This window comes from Zooshikella ganghwensis, assembly GCF_018263875.1.
In the GTDB taxonomy this organism is placed as follows: Bacteria; Pseudomonadota; Gammaproteobacteria; order Pseudomonadales; family Zooshikellaceae; genus Zooshikella; species Zooshikella ganghwensis.
Genome location: NZ_JAEVHG010000006.1, coordinates 262,434 through 283,337 on the forward strand (window position 1 = coordinate 262,434; position 20,904 = coordinate 283,337).

Consider the following 20,904-nt stretch of genomic DNA (forward strand, 5'->3'; position numbering starts at 1 on the left):
TACGAAAAGAAATGAATATGTCGGCACGTGTAACCATTGCGTAGCACGTAATATAAGTCTATTTTTCAATAGTGCTATAGACTGTATCTTTGTGAGTAGCTTCCTAAAAAACCATTTAAAGAAATTCACAAAAAATACTATTCACTTACAAAACAGTTACAAAACTAACGTATAAAAACAATTACTCAATTATTTTTTTCTATTCCGAGTAATGTATCAGGTATATATAACGCAGTTTGCTATAATTTAAAGATCAATATACCCAGCACTATGGGTATATCTCATACGCCAATTAATCTACCTCTATCACATGAAAGCTGAGTTCGAATTCGAAAATACCCCCTATGAAATTGTTGTAAAAGGTATTCCTATCACGCCTGGTTTTCAACCACGCTATTTTTCAAATGAACGGGACATAGGCTTATTTGTTGAACGCTTATTTGCTCAGCACCCACAAATCGCAGAACATTTACAACGCTTCCCTCCCTTAAAACACTGTCAAGATCATGAGCAACTAGCAAAAAACCTCACACAATTATTAATTCGAGGTGATCTTTGTATTGCCCGAAAAAGCTCACTTTCTGTAGTTGCCACCTTTCGCTCTGATGAAACACCAGATCCCTCATTATTAACGGGTGGCAGCGAATTTATTGCCGCATCAGATGAAGGTGAAGCAAATCAAAGTCGATATAAACTTGTTATTGAGGTTGCAGGAGTTAAACACTCGAATGTTCAACGTATACACTTATTTGCTAACCAACAACGTGATTTACCTTCTATTGAGCTCCCTCCCAAAGAAAGCACGTTAGACAGTGATAAATACCGCAGTTTGATTATTTTTAACCATATTCCAAACTATCCCCGCCGTTTTGGCCTGAAAATACCCATGTATAAAGAGCCACCTTTATACTTACCTTTAGCTGAAAATGTACTACCAATACAAAGTAATGTAGAACAAGATGAGTGGGACAACATTATTATACCCGTTAAGCCTTTAGGGTTAATCAGTGCAGCTCAGAGCCGGTCACATGCAGATTTGTTACCTGAAGGTTGGTTATATGTTTTTTGGCAAGGAAAGTTATGGCGGGAATTACAAAGTGTTAAAGGAGGAATGCTAAAAGATGTACGTGTTCACTTTTACCGACAACAATACTTTGCAAAATTTATCAAAACGGTAAACCCAGATCAACGCGAAGCTAGAGGGCGGTGGTTAGACACACTGTGGATACCTTACCGTATAAAAGGAGAGTGCCAAACAGATGAGTCTGGCATTGTATTATGCTTTAGTCACCGACAGTGGCCTTGGGAAAAAATTCTGTCTTATGAAAATAACCCTGAAAAACTCTCAGCTGAAGGAGCCTCTTTGAGTGAACTTAAACATTATTCCCAAGTCACCCACTTTGATGCGGTAAAGGGAGTCATAGGTCCCATTTCACAAGCTTTACTCGATCAGGAAAAAACACCTTTAGAAGTTAAACAAGGACTCAATGAAAAATTAATTCCACGCTTCGGCAAGCATCGTCTTATTTTAGATCAGTTTCGGGATAATAAAATTCCTGTTGCCTATATCAATGTTGTTGAACAAAGGTTGGTCCTTCATTTACAAGTTACGGGACTAACGAATAAATATTTTTCAGATCGCTATCAATTGCGCAGTAAAGACCCTCACTGGCAACATACAACGGCCCCAAAACTTGCCAGTTGCCCTAAAGTTCATCACCATCCAGAATGGATTGAACTGGTCTTTGATGATTTACCCATAAAAGGCCTGTTTGATTTAGTTCTAATACCAGAGGACACTCAACAAGTGCCCGCTTACATTTTCAGGAATAAACGTTTACAAGACTTACTTGTGTTGAACTTACAGCAAACATCTCCTTTATTAGCCGATACCCGCAACGAACCAATTTAGAGTAAACGTATACTATGGAAGCCATCTACCCACTGGGTACTTGCCATGCATTAAAAGTACAATACTTATGCTCAGCAGAGTATCTAAATGATGAATTAATTGAAGGTTCAATCAAGCCTTTAGCCAATACGCTTATTCTCTCTCAAGAACATCATGGAATTACCGACGAACCTTATCTAACGTTATGGACAACTAACGAACAGGGACAACTATTTCATCTTAACAACGATGGTAGCCTGGGACACCCCATCTATCATTTATCCCAACACAGTCCAATTAAGTTATTGATTATTCCTCCTTTCCTTTATGGACAATGGTTTTCGTTATTCAATACATCTCTGCCCTCTGTTTTAATTCAACAGCTCCCCGAAAAATGGCTGGATACTGGGGTCACCGTTAACCTTCACCCATTAAAATTTAACCAGTCACAAACCCATCAAGAGCCATCCAGTGCAAATCACTTAAACTGGAAAAAGCAGTTAGCTACACCTGAAATTGACACATTAATGATTAATCGAAATAAATTACTGGTTTTATCATTTGCACCCGAGTCCTTTACTACGGAAGACAGTGTATATATACAAGTGCGTCATCAGGGTGTTGATGATACCCTTCCCTTTCTTCAAAATATCCCGGTTTGTAAAACTGAAAGTGGTTTTGCGGCCATTATTGTAGAGGATAAACAATCATTTATTTTCAATAATGCTTTACTGGTCTTTAGTGTTTACACTAAATCTCCCCAGAAAATCCTCTATTCTTTTACTGCACAAGCTGCATTTTTATTAACAACACCCACTGCAGATATTTGCCTACTCAACGCAACGCCACTATCATTATCCGATCAATTAATTCAACACTTTCCTTATTGGCCACAGCAAACTAATACGATTGGCCTATATAACTATCACCAAAATAACCACCACCAACATAGCCATCACCAACGTATTTATCATTTTCAGACAGCAGCAGTTAATGGTTCACTACCTTGTCAAACCCTCTCCCAATTAATTCCTAATATCACAGAGTTACTAAAACATATCGCTAACCATAAAACTAACATTAATCTGCAGCATACGATTCAGTATTTTGAAGTAGAAACATTGCTATCACAAATACTTAAACGTGAATCAGCAATAACGCATAACGCTTCACAACACAGTGCAGAGGAAAGTTTATTTTCAACATCCCCCCAACAACTATTCGCTGAAAAAAAATTACATACGTTGGTAAAACTGCCTCCCCAGATTAAACTCAATGAAATTTCTGCTCAATGCATGAAAGAATTGATTAATCATGCTACTCCAGGCATCCCTATACGCTATTTTAATAATTATCCGGAAAACGAAATTAAACAGCGCCAGCTGCATAGTTTTGGTATACCCACTAACGCACATAGTTTAACTGAACTACTTGAATTTACACTCAACTATTACACTGAGCTTCACAGCCGCCGACATCAACAAGCCTTACAACAATTTATTACGCTTGCCAAAAAATATCAGCAATATGGAATTAGTACTTTCACCAATGGTGTGATGTGCAGCTTACGTTTTTCTTTTTATTATCAGCAACCTCAATCAACCTCGTTACCGGTTGCTCAACTTCAGTCTGTTGCACGTTTATGGCAGCAATATTCTCAAGCAAATATCACCTTGCACGGCTTTACTGACACAATTGGCACTTGTGAAAAAAATGACCTGCTTGCCTGGCAAAGAGTACAGGTGGCCGCTTCGCTATTAGTTGAGCAAGGCGTCCCTAAGGATAAAATTCACTGTATTGCTGGAGGAGACCTGAGTCCAGTATCTGGCGCAGCGGGTGAAGAAATTACCGCTAGCCGCCGCTTGGATATTTTTGTTTCTCTGCCAATTCCACTATTTGCACTTACGCTCAATGAAGAAATATTGACCCAGCTACAACACACAGTAACCGAAGAACTTTTACAACGACTTGGATTTACCGCCACGGCTGCACAGTTTTTAAATATACTCGCTCGGCTACGCCAAGGCACAACCAGTGTTACCACAACCCAACATCTAACAAATCAGGTATGGTTTTCCTGCAAGCCAACAGCAAAAACACAAGACAATAACAATCGCTTACCGTTATATCACCATATTGACTGCATTCTAAAAACACAATTTGAAACAGCGCTGACGCAACAAAACAATTTTTTTGCCCTTTGGGAACGTAGCCAAGTTAACCGAAAACAGTTACAACCTCTGCCTTGGCTTAATCAGAATCAGCTTCCATCTCAAGCCTCAACAGTATGGCTCGAAAATCAAATCAGACTGAGATATGAAGTGTTTTGTAGCCTGCAACAGTTACTAATCTTCGCTGCCTGGTATGCCAAACACGAAAAATGCTCCATAGAAAAAAGCGTTAATAGACTTAAACTCTCAGAGTTTATACATCAGTTTCTTACTAAAACATGGTATTGGCCAACCCATTCCGCCATTGATTACAACCTTGCTCAATACTGGCTAGATGAAGTAACACTCATAAATAGTCAAGCTGACGAGGCTAGCAATAACCCAATCGAAAAAGGCCATCTCAACTACAGAGCAAACCCTCGCGCACAATTTTCATTACCACCAGATGAGCAGTGGCTTGCCACCAATTTGAGGCGCTTGAACCCAACCAGCCTGATTAACTTTTCTGCCAAGGTCTTAGCTGAACATGCTCCTACGTTTCCCACAATTGAGCATCAGCCTTTTGATCGAAAAATATTTAAATATACAGCCATTTACGCTCGTGAAGCTGGCAGTACACAAGATCAGCCATGGCTGCAACTCAGCGAATTTTTAACCCAACAGCAGCGAGAAACCCTAACACCTTTTGATCAGCTTCGGGTACTTGTCGTTATAAAAGATCAAGACACGCTTTCTCAGGAAAACCCACAATGGCAAGAGCAACCTATTACTCACCCCTTACCACTTAAACTGCAGGCAATTGCTGCATACCCCACACACATGCAGCAGGGTTCTCCTTTATTTGAGATGACTTACCAGTTAAATACAACCAACCTATTGCCAGAAGAACATCACTTTCAGGGTAATTTTGGTGCCATATTTTTTCCCCGTTACGCGATCAGTAATAAAATTATTTTAGGTCAGCCACCCTTGCCCTTCATGTCATCTCATATCAGTAACCAGCCTACCGAAGAAGCGAGTCAAACTGAGCATAATGCTATTCCGCAACCGGATACAAATAAGACACTTGCTCGGTTTCAAGCCTATACCTGGTTAACAGGATTAACAATTGAGATACCAATAGCAACGCACCAAACCCGTCGCCTTATTCGTATTCATGGTGAAGATGAGCTACTTGCTCAACATACAACACCCGTCTTAGGTGCAAGTGGTTTGTGGCCTATGTCAATTGAACTATCACGCTTAACACCCTGCCATGATGCTGCAGGTACGCTGATTAAACAGGAATACCAAGAACATACCCTGTTGCCCCATACTAAAGAAGCTCGTTGCCCAGTTATATCCTCATCTGATAGTCCTATTGCGGGAATAGCCCAGGCATCGACTTTATTTAGAGTACAACAACAGGGTCGTTTTACCGCCTCACCATTTTATGCGGCAAAATTTAAAGACAGTCCGTTATTTGCCAACCATGATGTGAGTATTGATGAAGAATTACTGTATGGGTTCGAATGGACACAAGCTTTTGAAATAGCCACCTTAGTCGCCTGTAGTGAGTTAAATGTAGCCAACAGTTCAGTCTCTGACTGGCGCCAATTACCCTTCAATCTCATGATTACAGAAAAAGTAGTTCAGCCACTCTCTTCTGGAGCCGAATGGCCTGTTGCAGGAAGTATTTACTACTTAGGAACCATTCAAATCAATAATGACCAGCCTCAATTTTTGCCATCATTAAGTGAGGCCTTTGCAGAACGGCTTACCCTAAGCTCCTTACTACAAACATTAGCCAGTTATGACAGTCTCGCTATCAAGCAGTTACGCGAGGTACTTGGTGAGCAGCTCTGGCAAGCTGCACAGCAACACCCAATTCATATCTTTGGTGGAATCGCTGCTCTTCATTATTTTAACCCAGCAGGTCAACGCATTAGTGGCATGCGACCATTAGCCTCATCTGCTTCAGCTGGAGACTATGTTCAGCAACGTATAACCCATGAAGATAAAATCAATATTCATAGTGATCATCCTACTGACTTTTATTATCAAATGGGCGATCTTTGTTTTCCCCAGAACAAAATAAACAGCTACTCTGAACGTCGTTTATCCCTTCGTTTACCTGCTCCTGATAGCTATTTTTCAGCACACATGCCCTGGTCTCAGTTTCCAAATACAGCAGAAGTAAGCATGGCTCGTCAGCATTTACTGCATAATATACAGCGCAGTAACCAACGACAGTTGCAGCTAGATGACCAAGAACTGCCCGTTATACCCAATCAACCATATCCCGTTACAAACCTGATGCGCTGGCTATACTACTGTGAGCTTGATAAAAAATTAAATACCCAATATACGCGTTTACTATTAAAACATTGGTTTGCAACTGATCTGAATCAACTGGAATTATCGTAAATGACAGAAGTACCTGTATCGTAAGATATAATACTCATGCATATCTTTTTACATACCCCCTTTATAGGAGTAAACATATGTCCCCTAGTCATCAAATGGTTATTGCTGATACGTTCCATGTTGAGTTAAAAATTAACCAGCCAACTTATCATCAAGGCGAGGTGATTACGGGTTCGCTTAACTTCACATACGACGAACAGTCTCCTGCTGATGACTTGACAATACCTGGAAATTTCGAGCTATCCCTTAGCAATATAGAAGTGTCCTTACAAGAACATATTACTGAACATTCAAGTAAAGCCACTTCGCCACAGCTAAGCCAAACTGCTGAAAAAACCTTACTCTGTGACTCTCTAAAATTAAATACTGGAGAAAATCACTCACTTGATTTTCAGTTTACCCTACCGCATAACTGCCGAATTACAGATCAAAAACACCAGTGGTCTGTTCGCTGTGCTTTCACCTTGAACCAACAAGTACGTACGATTGAACAACCCATTTCCATTGAACCAGCAGAATCTCTTTTAAAGATTGCTAATGCCTGTGTTTCACAAGGAGACTTTACCGAATTTAACTACCATTGGAATCAGCGACAAGGCTATATCAGTATACAACTCAAACCCTCTCCAGAGCTTTATAAAGAGATTGATCACATGAAGCTAAGACTTTCATTAGCTGAGTCAGGAGAGGTTAAAGGTTCATTGTGGGTTAACTTGCAAGAGAAACGTTGGCAGGACTACTTCAATGCCCTTTTTGATAAGGATATAAAGCGTTGTCAGATTGCCTTTGGCCCAAGTCAGCTTAATAGTGCTCCACAGCTTTATGCCAAAGTTAAAGAGAAGCTTACGTACCTATTAAACCAAGTAAAGTCACAAAAATAAGTCATATAGGCATATTATACTCTTCGCGAATGATTTTTAGGCTTTGTTACCACTTTATTTTGACACCTAAAAATGATTCATTATGGGTATAAAAAGCACATAAATTAAAAAACGGACATTTAAATGTCCGTTTTTTAATTTTAAGAGCTGTGCGTTAAGTGCTATTAAATAATTTCCCACGCCCCATCAGCACCTTTACAGGTATCAAAGCTTTCGTTACCTGATTTTCCTTTGTTATTAACCTTTACATCAAGACTACGGCACTGTGTATTGACCGCCATCGAATCCTCAACAACATCCACCCCTTTCAGCTCAATATCATCAATATTAATACTTTTTGGTTGCTGACTTGAGGCTTCACTGGTTTTAGCAGTTTTGAGTACAGTTTGTTTTTCTTGAGCAGCAACAGGCTTTAATAATGATCCATGAACATAGCCAATGGTAACGCCTTTCTTCGCAATCATAACCCAGTTACTCGATGTTTTACCCACAGCCGTCACTTGCTCGCCAGAAGCCAAGCTAGTAACCCGGTAACCCTGTTTTTCTGGGGCATTACGTACATTGGCTCGTTGTTTGGCCTGAAAAGGCTTACCTATAACAGTTAAATTAATCACTTTCACAACACGTTTATCACGATAGTAATTCACGCTCCGTGTTTCTTGACGTGTATTCCTTGTTGAAATCGTCGCTTCAGCACCTGTGCGCTGGCTTCGCCACTGAATATCTTCACCATCTTTTGCTGTATTCAATACCGAAATTGACTTTTGTTCTAAAGCAATACGGTCTTGGTCATCCAAGTAAGCGCCCAGCTGATTGCCAATATAACCACCCAATACCGCGCCCGCAGCAATGGCAACTTTCTTACCGTTCCCTTTACCTAAAGCAGACCCGACAACAGCACCCAGTACTGCACCTACAGCGGTACCAATCTGTTGTTTATTACCTTGGGTTGAGCAACCACTCGATACAACCATGGCTACACAAAGAAAACTGCTGATCAAGAATTTTTTCATTGCCACTTCTGTCCTAGAAATACGATGATAGGCATAGTTCCTTGAGGTGGATTGTTATGCCAAGTAAATCATTTGTATAAAACCCTTTATGGGTTACTTATACCCTTCGTTATAGGTATAGATATCTTTCAAGAAAATGGATTTTACTGGGAAATGAGCAAAAACAACTCATATGAACTGTTAATGATTGTTCCTTTTGTTAAGAATGTGAAATACATTAAACAGTATTAATGACGCAGACCATAAAAACAAATTCAAGCCTATAGTTTAGCTAAGGCAATTACCCTAATAGCTAAAACCATTAAATTAAAATAGTGTTAACAGGCCCTTAATAAAGTGGTGCAACCCGCTGAATGTTATTTTCAACCTTAAGTTTAAGGCAAAAAGTACCGCCGTTCATTCAGCCTTGTTTTTTTGGCATAAGTCTCACTATTTTTTCTACTATTCAACAAACGAATCCAAGTTTTTAATGTAAGATAGTTAAAAGAGTTTATTTGAAGCTTATTCTAGCTGTTAACAATCTCTAGTTAAGACCTTTAATTGAGACTTATTTAAAGCACATAACCTGATGAAGTTAACGCTATTCTTAATGTTATACCCAATACGAATGGTTTTTAGGTGCGGCCATCGAGTGACGAAGCCCCATGAGCCTATATTAATAGGCGATTGGGGTGAGGAGTGAAGATAACAAAACCTAGAAATCATTCGTGAAGGGTATATATCCTTCACAAAAGGTGTATATCCACATAGAAGAGTATCCATAAGAAGAAATGACAATTGCTTTACAATAAACAGCTGATCGTTGGTTCATTTTGTAAGTGATACAGCACTTTGTGTGCATTATTTTAACGATTAAGCAATAACCTCAAATATGACACATAAAGTAGATATAAAATGAATATGAAAAGTACACAGCAATTGGAACTGCAACTCACTTTGTATGAGTAGTGTATAGCCTTATGTATTTATATTTCTCCCTATTACTTGCAGTATTACTTCTACTCGTTCCAGTTTTTATCTGGCATGCACTGCATAAAGAAAAACTAAGCCCAGCCAATAAACAAAGTTACGAGAATTACCCTTTCGAAGTGCTTCAGTCCGTATTGAATCAGCATGATCCAAAGTGGTCATCATCTCACCTTGAAAAGCGGGCAGAAGAGTGTTTAATGGCACTGAGTCGTTTTCAGTCCCCCCTTAGCTTACATAGCTTTATTAGCCAACGCTTGCTCAGCAAAATCAAACAGTCACAAAAGCCAGCCTTTATACATCATCTGATAAGAGCGGGTGAGTTTACTATCAAACGCATTGAAGTGATTCAGCTGAATGAATTTACTGAACCAAGCCGTGATTATTATGCATGTAAAATTCTCACCAGCCATAACCATAAGCTGCTCTGCTCATATCGCTGGTGTGACAAGGAATGGATGATGGATGGCCTGGCACCTTTCGATCCAAGATTAATTGGTACATCACAAAGCCAAACCTACAATCTGGCGTGCTACTACACGTTTGAGCACGACGCCAATACCAAGCTATCTAAATCCTAACGCCTGTTAGGGCCTGTTAACACATGGTATGTCCTGCAGCATTTCATCAGACTAAACCTGACAGAAATACTACAGAACACAAGAGAAAGATCTGTTATCAGAATATTGAAAACCTAGAAGCACTGTTCAGCAAATGCTTTCACATGCCGTTCTGCTAATACCCGATCAGCAGGGATACCCGTTACATTTTGTCGACAGCGGTTACTCGCAAACACTGGATAAATGTGCTGCTCATAAATATGAACTGCAGCATCATCTTTGGCCTGTGGGTTTCTAAACAACCCGGCATAGTCCGATGAGTATAAATACTCTATAGCAGTCCCCTTAACCAGCTCTTGCCAAACAGCTTCAGCTTCTGCTACCCGCGCTAAAGCCTGCTCATGCTCAGCATGCAAACGTGCACCATCATTAATCATTGCCTTAGCAAACGCACGCGTAATGGGATGTTCAAAAGAAGAGCCTCGAGCACGAATAATCGTATTTAACGTTAATACTGAACTTTTCTGTTCCTGCTCATCAGGGCAAAAGAGTAAAACTAGCCCGCAGGGTCTAAGTGCAAATGTAATAAATGCTTTGGTTGGACTGATTGCCAAGCAGAAAGGCACACCCTGTTCTACAAATGGCCTGATCTGTAAATCATAACTTTGTGCCATTACAGACTGATAGCCTTTATCCGCTAGCTCTCGTGCAAATTCAAACCCTGAGTATGCACGATCCAATACCACAAACTGTCCTTTATCCGCTGCAACCTTCGCCCGTTGCTTGATAACTTCAGCTGAACGTACCATGCCTGTCGTATTCATTGGGCCGGCCTGATAAATAGGCAAGGTGTTTTCCTGATCTATAATGCCATCTTGCGCAAACTCAGCAAACTGTACGCGAGCAACCTTAGCAATGGCTTTATAAGCAGGCCAACCTAGCGCTTCAACGCCTAGCGTATTCAACGCAGGGTTTTGCATTAAGCCTAATTCAACCGCTGTTTTTACCGCACCAGTACCAGCATCCGATACTAAACCAAGCTTGAACTTTGACCAGTATTCCTTAGGAACTTGCTGCCAACTTAAAACAGCTTCTTTTAAACTTTCCAGCTGGGCATTGGAGTTCTTGTAGTCTCCAATAGTACTTTCCTGAACTTCTTTTGTGGCATACTCGAGTAACGTGGATGATGAAGCCATGGCTCGCCCCTCACCATCTAGCACAATGCCTATGCCGTAGTTATGACCTTGCTGATCCTTTTCACAAAGAATCTTTGCAATCTGATTAGCATCTCGCCCTTCTTCTTGTAAACGTTGTGCATGTTCAAATACTGATTGTCCAAATTCCAGAGCCATGGTGTGATTTCTCCAAGCCAACACAATAAACAAAGAAGCGTGTTTACGTTTTCTCGGCAGTTATCCTGCCGTAATTTGCCACTACGTACAATAAAAAATACTGGCCATGTTAATATAGCTCGGAACTCCCCCAGTAACTGCTCACTGATGCCTAACCCTTATATAGATCACTTACTAAAAAGCACCACAATGTAAGCATACACTGACTTAACTTGAACCATAGCAAGGCCATTAGGAAAGCGTTCTCTCAATTTCAATTCAATTAAGTTTTCAACATACATATAAAAAAAATGGCTGGAGGAAAACCTGCAACCATGTTTAATATATTAATACACAACAAGAAATAGATTAATTTTATTTAAAACGCCCTGTTCCTACTCCCCACACCCATATCAAAGCACTAAATAATAATCCCCAAAGCCCCATGCTATACATGGTACGCCAACTCGTTTGCATTGAGTCTAGTATTTTGAAGTCATTTATATAAATAGTTTCACAAGCGCCATTGCCTGTATCATCCCGAGTAATGCTTGTACCACGTGACCCCAGATGATTTCTATACTCAGATAACCAACCTTTTAAATAAATCTGATCACCCACTTTAACATCTGCAATTTTTTCCCGAATAAATTCATCAACTGCAACCAAGTGATTATTAGATAACTGATTATCTTTAAATAATCTGGCTTGTAGTGAGTTCTTAGTTAAATAGTTACAAGTAAACTCTCCATTCCAAAAATCAAACTCATTTAAATCGACCTGTTTAGCATTAACACCCCAAACTACACATAAGTCCGCTACATTTATATGATCTTCAGAACGTTTATGTAATCCATACTTACCGTCATGATGATTTAATGAGACAACTAAACCACTTAGTTCATACTCATAAAGAGGGTTAACCTCATACACTACACCATTACGCATAAGTTTAAATGACTCTTTATTAACTTTATTCTGTAAAGGTTCTTTTGCGACCTGAGGATCAATAATCCTCTCATTGGCAGCAGGAAAGTCATTTCTAAACCAAAAACCTACTGCGCCCATAATTACACTTATATAAAATGTCCATTTAACTAAAGAATATAATGTCGTTTTTTGTTTCACAGGCAACTCCCTATCAACGGCTCATTCATTTGCCCTGCGAATTACCGGTATTCTGCAGCATCTTAGAACGCGACATATTATGTCAAAAAGGTATCCGCCTGTTCAAGATTCAGCCGACGAACTGCAGTCACACCGATTGACATCTGAAAATAGTGAATATCGGGGTTAGCAAATACTAACTTTCGTAGAAAATGATTGGATTTAACTGCAAACATTTTAATGTAGACATGAGTAAAACTTATTAATAACCTTACAGATCAGCTCCACGAACAAAAAACATGGAACAAATATGCTAAAAAAATCACTACTTTTTATTTTCATATTCATAGCATCCTATCAGGCTAATGCTTTTCCTGGAGAAACTCGACGTTATTTTAAAGACTGGCTAGTGAACTGTTTAAATGACTCTGACAACACCTGTCGTTCAGTAACACATGTTAGAGATAAAAAATTATTTCCTTATGGCGATGGCACTATTTTTCAATTTATTGTTCAACAACAATCAATTGAACAAGGCATAAACACAGAAATTGTCTTTTATCACGTATTAGACGATGCTTATCCAGCCGAAAAAGCAACATTTACCATCGATGATAATCAACCTTTCCAAGTTAAACTACTTCCAAATGAAAGCTTAAACGAACGAAAGCTCTCGCTGACAGATACAAAGTCAATGTTAAACTTTTTAAAAAAAGGACGCTGGCTTACCATTAACTACACCAGTCAATCAGGTAAACCAGTGAATATTAAAATATCACTAAAAGGAATTACTGCGGCATTACTTTTTGCAGAAGAATATATCAATAAGTAGTGCTATATTTTTTTGGCATGCAATATATTATTTTGAAAAAGAGCATGCCAAAAAATACAATCAAATAGTGGAGGCCCCTTTCAACTCTATATATTGGATCTCCCTCAACGCCAAACTAAACTTTATCCAAAGCTTGGCTAACATCTGCAATAATATCATCAATATGTTCAATACCTACTGATATCCTTATTAAATCTTCACTCACGCCAGCTTCAGCAAGCTCATCTTTATTTAACTGACGATGGGTTGTAGATGCAGGGTGACAAGCTAGTGATTTTGCATCACCAATATTCACTAAGCGTAATATCATGTTGAGTGAATCAATAAATTTACTGCCAGCCTCAATACCTCCTGTAATACCAAAGCTCAAAATACCTGATGCTTTACCGCCAGTGATTTTTTGGCAGGTTTCATAATATGGGCTGTCTTGCAAAGCAGCGTACTTAACCCAGCTGACCTTTTTATGGCTTTGAAGAAATCGGGCAAGCTTTTCTGCATTTTCACAATGACGCTCCATACGAAGCCCTAACGTTTCTAATCCCTGCATGATCTGAAAAGCATTCATCGGAGAAATGGCCGCCCCCATATTTCTTAATGGCACAACTCGACAACGACCAATATAAGCTGCAGCTCCCAAAGCTTCCGTATAGACCACACCGTGATAGGAAGGATCAGGCTCATTTAAGACTGGAAAGCGTGCTTTATTTGCCACCCAATCAAAATTACCTGAATCAACAATAACACCACCAATAGAAGTACCATGACCACCAATGTACTTTGTCAATGAGTGCACTACGATATCAGCACCCAACTCGAAAGGGCGACATAAATAGGGCGTCGCCACAGTATTATCAACAATGAGTGGCACCCCATGCTTGTGGGCAATGTCTGCCAGTCGCATAATATCCACAACATTACCTGCAGGATTACCTATAGACTCGCAAAACACCGCTTTGGTGTTTACATCAATTGCCTTTTCAAACCCATCAAAATCATCATGAGAAACCATCCGAACATCAATGCCCTGTTTTGGTAATGTATGCGCAAATAGGTTATATGTGCCGCCATACAACTGACTGCTACTCACAATGTTGTCACCATTTTCACATATACACTGAATTGCGTATGTAATCGCAGCCATGCCAGAAGCCAAAGCCAATGCGGCAATACCTCCTTCCATCGCAGCAATACGTTGCTCAAGCACATCTGTAGTCGGATTCATAATTCGCGTATAAATATTACCTTGTACTTTCAGATCAAATAGGTCGGCACCGTGCTGAGTATCATCAAAGGTATACGAGGTCGTTTGATAAATTGGGACCGCTGCTGCTTTAGTAGTTTCCTCAGACTTGTACCCATGATGTAAAGCTATTGATTCTAGTTTCATTTACTCACTCTTCTTTTTTTGTAGTATGCTGAAGCTTACTATTACACAGTCCACCAAGCGAATACAGTTTATACAACAAGTAACGTAGATGGTGTCTGACTTATTCGTCACCACTAAAGAATGGATGTTTCTTTCCCTTGTAAATCACTAACTTTTTATCCATTTCCAGATAAGTAAATAATAACGCCTTTACCTCTGGGTAACCGATGTCTTTTTCAGTTGAAAGAGACACTAATTACTTGTACGCTGACGCCCTGTAATTTATCTGTTCATATCATCATTGAAAACAAAAGGAAATGTTTAAAAATGAAAGCACTTACAGTTAGCTTTGTAATATCTGGACTATTGCTTGGTGGTGGTATTGCTAATGTAGTGAATGCTGGAGTAAAAACGTCAGTAGTAGTAGAGTACAGTATTGGACCAAGCTATCCAAATTTTCAGGGTTCATCAGCTACTCTTATTCAAAGAAAAAACCATGAAGGCAAAACGGTTGAATTGAGAGCAATTGTTAATTCAGGCAACAAAGCCTTTCTCAAATATTTTTCACCCAAAAAACTGGATGAGATTCAAAATGCAATTAATAAGGTAAAAACAGAACAAGGCTGGAAAAATTACGCTTACTACTATTTATGTGATGCACCTGCTATCGATATTAGTATACCCAAAAAAGACTTATCAATTATTTCAATTTGTGGACCAAAACCAGAGGATGGAACCGCTCTCCCTGAACCATCTCAAGACGTTTTAACCCTTAAAAATACTTTAAGCCAAATTTATTATACAACCATTAATTCCTACGATGCAGTAGCTGAAATTAAACCTTAACTCACAGTGAACTTATCAGATTAAATTTTTCAAAGATAATCTATATATACTTGCACGTGTATGTACCTGATTATGGATATGAAAAGCTGCCTGATCAGGAACAAACTGTCTGCCGCAGGACGCGGCGGACAATCACTATCGACTATTTGATTACAACCAAATAGTGAATATTCTATTTTTTAGTCTAAATAAAACAAAAGTACTATCAACAAAAAGGTCTACTCCCTTATCTTAGCTAAAAAACTTGATAGCACAGTTACTACTTACTAACAATTATGACAGCTAACCATCGTTATTCTTGAGTTTTGTGACAACAAATACTTAAAATACGTGATTTACTTTTTATATTTGATCAAAAATAAATTTATTTCTATTATTTTTTGTATAGTAAAGACTCCTTACAACTAACTATGAATTTATAAGGAAAATTACCTATGGGAATAATTGCTTGGATCATCCTTGGTTTACTTGCAGGCATTTTAGCTAAATGGATAATGCCTGGACGTGATGGTGGTGGTTTTATTATAACCACTCTTTTAGGTATAGCAGGTGCTTTTGTTGGTGGCTATGTGGGTAGCTTATTTGGTTTTGGCAGTGTTAATGCTTTCACTTTAGAAAGTATATTAATTGCCACTGGAGGTGCTTTTATTATTTTACTCTTTTATCGCTTTATCAAATAAACACAATTTAAAAAAGAATCTGTCATTTTAGAAAATGGCAGTTTTTCCTTTCAAAAACTGGTATAAAAACATCTTTTAAATTCATAGTCAGCCTCCGCATAAATAAGGCTTCAACTACAACATTATGAATATATAATCTGTCTAGAAAATATCTGTTTAGCAAGTCTAACGCCTTTAATAAACTTACGTTGCCATTGTTTTGCTATTTTCTGAAAATTATTTTCCGTCCCCATCACATCAATAAACCGTTTTTCTTTTTTACTCACATAAGTCAACAACTCATCCGCATTGATATTCAAGCGCTCTAAAATAGGAGGCATATTACTGGGAATAGCACCTCGTTTATCATCTCGAATAGCTCGACCGAGCCAATCAACAAGCTGCAAATAATCTTTTGATGAAAAAGATATGGTACTGGGTTTTCCCTGTTTTTCATTACCCGAAAAGCGTAATAACGGCACAGTAGGCAACGTTTGTTTAGGTAACTTAGTAGTTCGAACAAACGACTTATTTTGTTTTTTATTTTTTCGTTGGCGTTTTGCCCATGCAATCATTCGCGCTTGAATTGAGGTAAAATCTGAGGCTTCAGGGGTTTCAGCCATTCCTGCACGGACCGGGTTTAAATCAACATAACTCATACACGTCAATAATGCGGCTTCATCCAGTAACGCTTGGCTTTTAAAACGGCCTTCCCAAAATCGCCCTTTACAGCCATCTTCATCGTTAGCCCATCGAGCAATCGGCTCATTTAAACAGCGCATAAACCACGATAAATCCGCTAAGCGCAACCGCCACTGCTGAACAATATCATTAACGACTTTAAGCTCCGCCTTATCCAGCACAGCTCCCGCTAAATAACGCTGAACCATTGGAGGTCCTTGGTACAACTTCCGCCAACGACGAATCACTTCATCATCCGTCCATTGTGCCGCCTTTTCTTCATTAATGCGAACCACTAAATGATAGTGATTTGACATCACCGCATAAGCACAAATATCAATGGCAAACACTTTAACCAACTCAGCGAGCCGCTCAACCAACCAGGCTTTTCGGTGATCAAAGTTTTGCCCCGTTACTCGGTCATCACCGCACAAAAAAGCACGACGTACACATCGACATATACAATGATAATACGGTGTATCCGCCACACTGACTAACTCACTTCGTGGCCGTGTCATCCTTAAACCTCCACTCAAAACTGACTACTTTATAACCAGAAGTATAGCCCCACACTCCTGGCTATTTTTTGATCACAGTCAAATCTTGGCTGTCCTTTTTTTTGCTTTTTGGTTCAAATATCAATGGCAAACACTTTAACCAACTCAGCGAGACGCTCAACCAGCCAGGCTTTTCGGTGATCAAAGTTTTGCCCCGTTACTCGGTCATCGCCGCACAAAAAAGCACGACGCACACACCGACATATACAGTGATAAAACGGTGTATCCGCCACACAGACTAACTCACTTCGTGGCCGTGTCATCCTTAAACCTCCACACAAACTGACTACTTTACAACCAGAAGTATAGACCTACACCTCTGGCTATTTTTTGATCAAAGTTAAATCTTGGCTGTCCTCTTTTTTTTATGTTATCTATTGCCTACTTTTGACGTATAATACTTCGAAAAATAGAATCCATATCGTCAACTTCAAACCCATCAAACACTTCTTTCAATACCTCAAGAACTTCATCCTCAGTCTGGTCATCCCAAACTATATCCATTACTCGAGAAACAGTTTCTTTGAGTAAATCATTCCAAGTTGAAAAACGCGCTTTGATATCTCCATCCCAAACAAAACTAAAATAATCATTTCTCATAAAATCATAAGCAAAAATCACATCTCCATTTGCTGAAGACCATAGAGGTAAAATTTTACCAAAGCCATATTCTTCTTGTTCTTCACCAGAGAGGTCAAAGACCATTGGTGTCGAAAAGTAATCGATCAATGAATCCGGTACCTTATCGTCCATGATATCTAACACTACATTAGGTAAACTTAGATTCTTTGCAATATTCAGTGCATTTTCTCTAGTTAAAGCATCCATAGTTCTACCTCATTAACAATCTAAGGCAACTTACTCGCAAATCAATCAGGAATAGCAATAATTGGGTTTGCATAACTATCAATCTCTCTAATGTGTTCAGGGCTTGCTGGACTCTTAGTTATATGGCCTGAAGTTGTTGCTCTATGTATCTCCATATGATGAGAACGATTTCTCGTCATAATCAAATTTCGAGGATCAACAAGATCCTGAGGATAAAGAATCTTATTGTAGTTCCAATGGTGTACAGGTCCATCACCAACGTCCAACATCAAGCCTTGTCTATGCTTAGCTCGCAACAAGGAGGTATATTTTGCACTTACAGCACCAAATGCATCTTCCAATAACCCTTTGTCTATATTGTAAATTTCAACACCTGACTCAAGCTGTCTCAAGAAGTCCTGGTACGCATTTCCTTTTGGATGTGAGCTAAATGCTTTTGACTTTAACGCTTGATTCCATAAGTCTAATGTATCTTGCCTGCTCGCTAAGCTAAATGAGTTAAAGTTAGCAGGAGACACTCCGCTAGCTGCAGGTCTAACGCTTAACGAGGTTGTATTATTTAAAACAGCATCATCAGCTGCACGCCAACCAGTTGGTGTTGGAACATCTAGCTCCAAATGGTTTAAAGCACCTAACCCATCTTGTGCATCAAGGAAATCATGAACATCCATATGTCCATTACGGAGACTTAACTCAAAGCAGTCATCGTTATGGACCCATACTCCTAGCTTACCTATGTGGTATGTATGATAGCCAAGTACTTCAATGTTATAAACAGATCGTAAACCTTCATCTTTAGTCACAGATACGACAGTTAACGTATCACCCTCAGCATCCTGCAACTTATCTCCAGGTTGCAATGAAGCCGCTTTTCGCCAGCCTACAGTTTGAACCCAAAATGGGTGTCCTTCTGTAGCCTGATACGTTTCCTGACTACCTTCTTGATCACTAATAACAACTGAGTACGTCTCTTGTTGTGGAGTGACCTTAGTATTAATGACCGTTTTATACGTTACCTGTCCTGAACGCTCACTTCGTGCTAAAACACGCTCTCCTCCCTTAAATGACTCAATGGAAATTAATCCACGATCGGTATGAACAAGTGTGCCCTCAGCAAAACAGGGAACAAGCCTCCCACCTTGAGCCAAAAACTCAGCCAGTTCAGTTGCTGGATCTAAAGAATTGCTACGAGAATTTCGTTGTGAAAAAGTTGAACTTAATGTGCTCTTAAGTCCACCAAATGCCTGGTGCGATAATTTAACACCCTTAATTCCAAGGAAGCCTGATAACACACTAACACCACCTAAAGCACCACCAACATAGTCTCCGTTACTAAAACTAGTAGTCATGTCGTAGCTGGCTATCCCCACACCTCCAACAAGGTTATACTCAAAAGCAGCTCTGAAGCCCTCACTAAAACTATTTGCCTTAGCAACGTTACTGAACCCTGTTAATGTATAGACATCATCACTAAATAAGTTATAGGGCAAAGCAACAAATGCCAGTTCAAGTAAATCTACAGTTTGGGCAACTGGCTGCCATACTGCATTTACCGTCCCATAAAAAGCTGCTTCAGCTACCTGCCCTGTAATAGCAAGCCCTTTATCAAAATTTGATGGTTCGTTTTCTATATCATAATTAAAGGACGAAAGGTCTTGGCCACCTCCTAACTGGTAAAACTGTGCATTTGCAGACTCGTAATCAAATATCTCCATAAAAACGTCTGCTTCTGGTGGCACAGGATATGTACGCCACCCCTCTCCAGAAGTTTGCCACTCTCCAGACACAACAGTTTCAGTACTTTCTGGTGTGCTTACAAAATCTAGCCCCAACTCCTCTGCTTCTTGATCCAACAACTGTTGTGTATAAAACCTTTCCATCCGCCGTAACTTATCAGACTGCTCCAAGCTCCCTTGCCCACGCTCATTAACCACAGCTCCACTCGACTTACTCTGAGTACTATGTGCATGCTGCTGAGCACTGGCTTTTTGTGGTGCTTGTTTATCTTGAGGATCAGCCCAACTATCAAAAGTGCTGGTTAATGAAGCACCAATAGCCTGCCCAACGGCTTGGCGTGCAACATTTTTAAAGTTGAACTTATTACCAAAGATTTTGGTTTCAACCGCAGAAGAAACGACTGACTCAGTTAAGGTTGCCGCAAATGTCCCCCAGTTATCAGCGCCTACTTTAGAACCAATTGAAGAACTAACCGCGCCACCTAACTCAGCGCCAATCGCCGAAGCCGCTATCGACTTCCAACTGAACTTATGCTCACGGTCCATTGCACTGGATACCAGCTGACGAGCGGTTGCTTTAGCCGCAGCCATATAACCTTTCGAAGCATTAACAGCACTACCCACTTTTTGCATAGTGGATATCGCCTCGCCCGTCTTCTTTGCACTTGCGACAGCTTTAGCTGAGTTACCAGCCCACTTCTCCACACCCACACTCGCAGCAGCCATTAGCCCATCACGAGCAACATCTTTCCACTTAAAATGGAAACCATTCTGCTGCCCCATGGCAATAGCACCCGCTTGGGTAATCGCCTGAGACGTAATCCCTGCGCCTATTACACCAACACCAGCGCCCACTGCACTACCAACTGCGCCTCCACCCACAGCTGCTGATACAGCACCACTGATTGCTGTAAATGCTGCAGCTGCTGCCCAAGCCGCTACTACAGCCACAACCACCATCACCACCATGGCCGCGCCACCACAGCCCCCACCCGCTGGTTTAATCGGCGGCGGTGGCATATCCGGTAACGTCGGACTCACATCACCAATCGCCACCCCAGCGTTATAGGGGC

Annotated in this window: 15 protein-coding genes; 7 read left to right on the forward strand and 8 right to left on the reverse strand. The window is 40.0% G+C overall.

Annotated elements, in window-relative coordinates:
• Positions 1-310 precede the first annotated feature (310 nt).
• From KHS79_RS11555 to KHS79_RS11565, 3 genes are all read left to right on the forward strand, one after another.
• Complete coding sequence (locus KHS79_RS11555) at positions 311-1,912, forward strand: hypothetical protein (protein ID WP_212719061.1); 1,602 nt, start codon at positions 311-313, stop codon at positions 1,910-1,912.
• 14 nt (positions 1,913-1,926) lie between these two features.
• On the forward strand, positions 1,927-6,468 hold the full coding sequence (locus tag KHS79_RS11560) for an OmpA family protein (protein ID WP_212719064.1): 4,542 nt from the start codon (positions 1,927-1,929) through the stop codon (positions 6,466-6,468).
• 77 nt (positions 6,469-6,545) lie between these two features.
• Positions 6,546-7,349, forward strand: a complete 804-nt coding sequence (locus KHS79_RS11565) for a sporulation protein (RefSeq protein WP_212719066.1) — start codon at positions 6,546-6,548, stop codon at positions 7,347-7,349.
• 164 nt (positions 7,350-7,513) lie between these two features.
• On the opposite strand, the gene KHS79_RS11570 is transcribed toward KHS79_RS11565, so the two are convergent.
• A complete protein-coding gene (locus KHS79_RS11570; protein ID WP_212719069.1) occupies positions 7,514-8,362 on the reverse strand; it encodes a glycine zipper 2TM domain-containing protein in 849 nt (282 codons plus the stop codon).
• A gap of 959 nt (positions 8,363-9,321) precedes the next feature.
• Here KHS79_RS11570 and KHS79_RS11575 point away from each other — a divergent pair.
• The gene (locus KHS79_RS11575; RefSeq protein WP_027707110.1) at positions 9,322-9,909 is read left to right on the forward strand and encodes a hypothetical protein; all 588 of its coding nucleotides are present in this window, start codon (positions 9,322-9,324) and stop codon (positions 9,907-9,909) included.
• A gap of 113 nt (positions 9,910-10,022) precedes the next feature.
• Here the strand turns inward: KHS79_RS11575 and KHS79_RS11580 are convergent, their stop codons facing one another.
• Together KHS79_RS11580 and KHS79_RS11585 are read right to left on the reverse strand one after the other, a co-directional pair.
• Positions 10,023-11,240: an aminotransferase class I/II-fold pyridoxal phosphate-dependent enzyme gene (locus KHS79_RS11580; RefSeq protein WP_212719072.1), complete on the reverse strand. Its 1,218-nt coding sequence runs from the start codon at positions 11,238-11,240 to the stop codon at positions 10,023-10,025.
• A gap of 354 nt (positions 11,241-11,594) precedes the next feature.
• On the reverse strand, positions 11,595-12,347 hold the full coding sequence (locus KHS79_RS11585) for a hypothetical protein (protein WP_212719075.1): 753 nt from the start codon (positions 12,345-12,347) through the stop codon (positions 11,595-11,597).
• A 289-nt stretch (positions 12,348-12,636) separates the two neighbouring features.
• Here KHS79_RS11585 and KHS79_RS11590 point away from each other — a divergent pair, with 289 nt between their 5' ends.
• The gene (locus KHS79_RS11590) at positions 12,637-13,158 is read left to right on the forward strand and encodes an invasion associated locus B family protein (protein WP_212719078.1); all 522 of its coding nucleotides are present in this window, start codon (positions 12,637-12,639) and stop codon (positions 13,156-13,158) included.
• Positions 13,159-13,273: 115 nt separating this feature from the next.
• Here KHS79_RS11590 and KHS79_RS11595 read toward each other — a convergent pair whose 3' ends face one another.
• Complete coding sequence (locus KHS79_RS11595; RefSeq protein ID WP_212719081.1) at positions 13,274-14,545, reverse strand: O-acetylhomoserine aminocarboxypropyltransferase/cysteine synthase family protein; 1,272 nt, start codon at positions 14,543-14,545, stop codon at positions 13,274-13,276.
• A 306-nt stretch (positions 14,546-14,851) separates the two neighbouring features.
• Between KHS79_RS11595 and KHS79_RS11600 the strand changes: the two genes are divergently transcribed.
• Complete coding sequence (locus KHS79_RS11600; protein WP_212719084.1) at positions 14,852-15,370, forward strand: hypothetical protein; 519 nt, start codon at positions 14,852-14,854, stop codon at positions 15,368-15,370.
• A 434-nt stretch (positions 15,371-15,804) separates the two neighbouring features.
• Positions 15,805-16,050: a GlsB/YeaQ/YmgE family stress response membrane protein gene (locus KHS79_RS11605; RefSeq protein ID WP_027708545.1), complete on the forward strand. Its 246-nt coding sequence runs from the start codon at positions 15,805-15,807 to the stop codon at positions 16,048-16,050.
• A gap of 122 nt (positions 16,051-16,172) precedes the next feature.
• Here KHS79_RS11605 and KHS79_RS11610 read toward each other — a convergent pair whose 3' ends face one another.
• The 4 genes from KHS79_RS11610 to KHS79_RS11625 form a co-directional block, all read right to left on the reverse strand.
• On the reverse strand, positions 16,173-17,228 hold the full coding sequence (locus KHS79_RS11610) for a transposase (protein WP_212719088.1): 1,056 nt from the start codon (positions 17,226-17,228) through the stop codon (positions 16,173-16,175).
• A gap of 113 nt (positions 17,229-17,341) precedes the next feature.
• On the reverse strand, positions 17,342-17,530 hold the full coding sequence (locus KHS79_RS11615; RefSeq protein ID WP_212719091.1) for a Type I secretion system protein TolC: 189 nt from the start codon (positions 17,528-17,530) through the stop codon (positions 17,342-17,344).
• 118 nt (positions 17,531-17,648) lie between these two features.
• The gene (locus tag KHS79_RS11620; protein ID WP_212719094.1) at positions 17,649-18,095 is read right to left on the reverse strand and encodes a hypothetical protein; all 447 of its coding nucleotides are present in this window, start codon (positions 18,093-18,095) and stop codon (positions 17,649-17,651) included.
• A 41-nt stretch (positions 18,096-18,136) separates the two neighbouring features.
• Positions 18,137-20,904 (reverse strand): polymorphic toxin-type HINT domain-containing protein (locus tag KHS79_RS11625; RefSeq protein ID WP_212719097.1); only part of this gene is annotated, 2,768 nt, incomplete at its 5' end.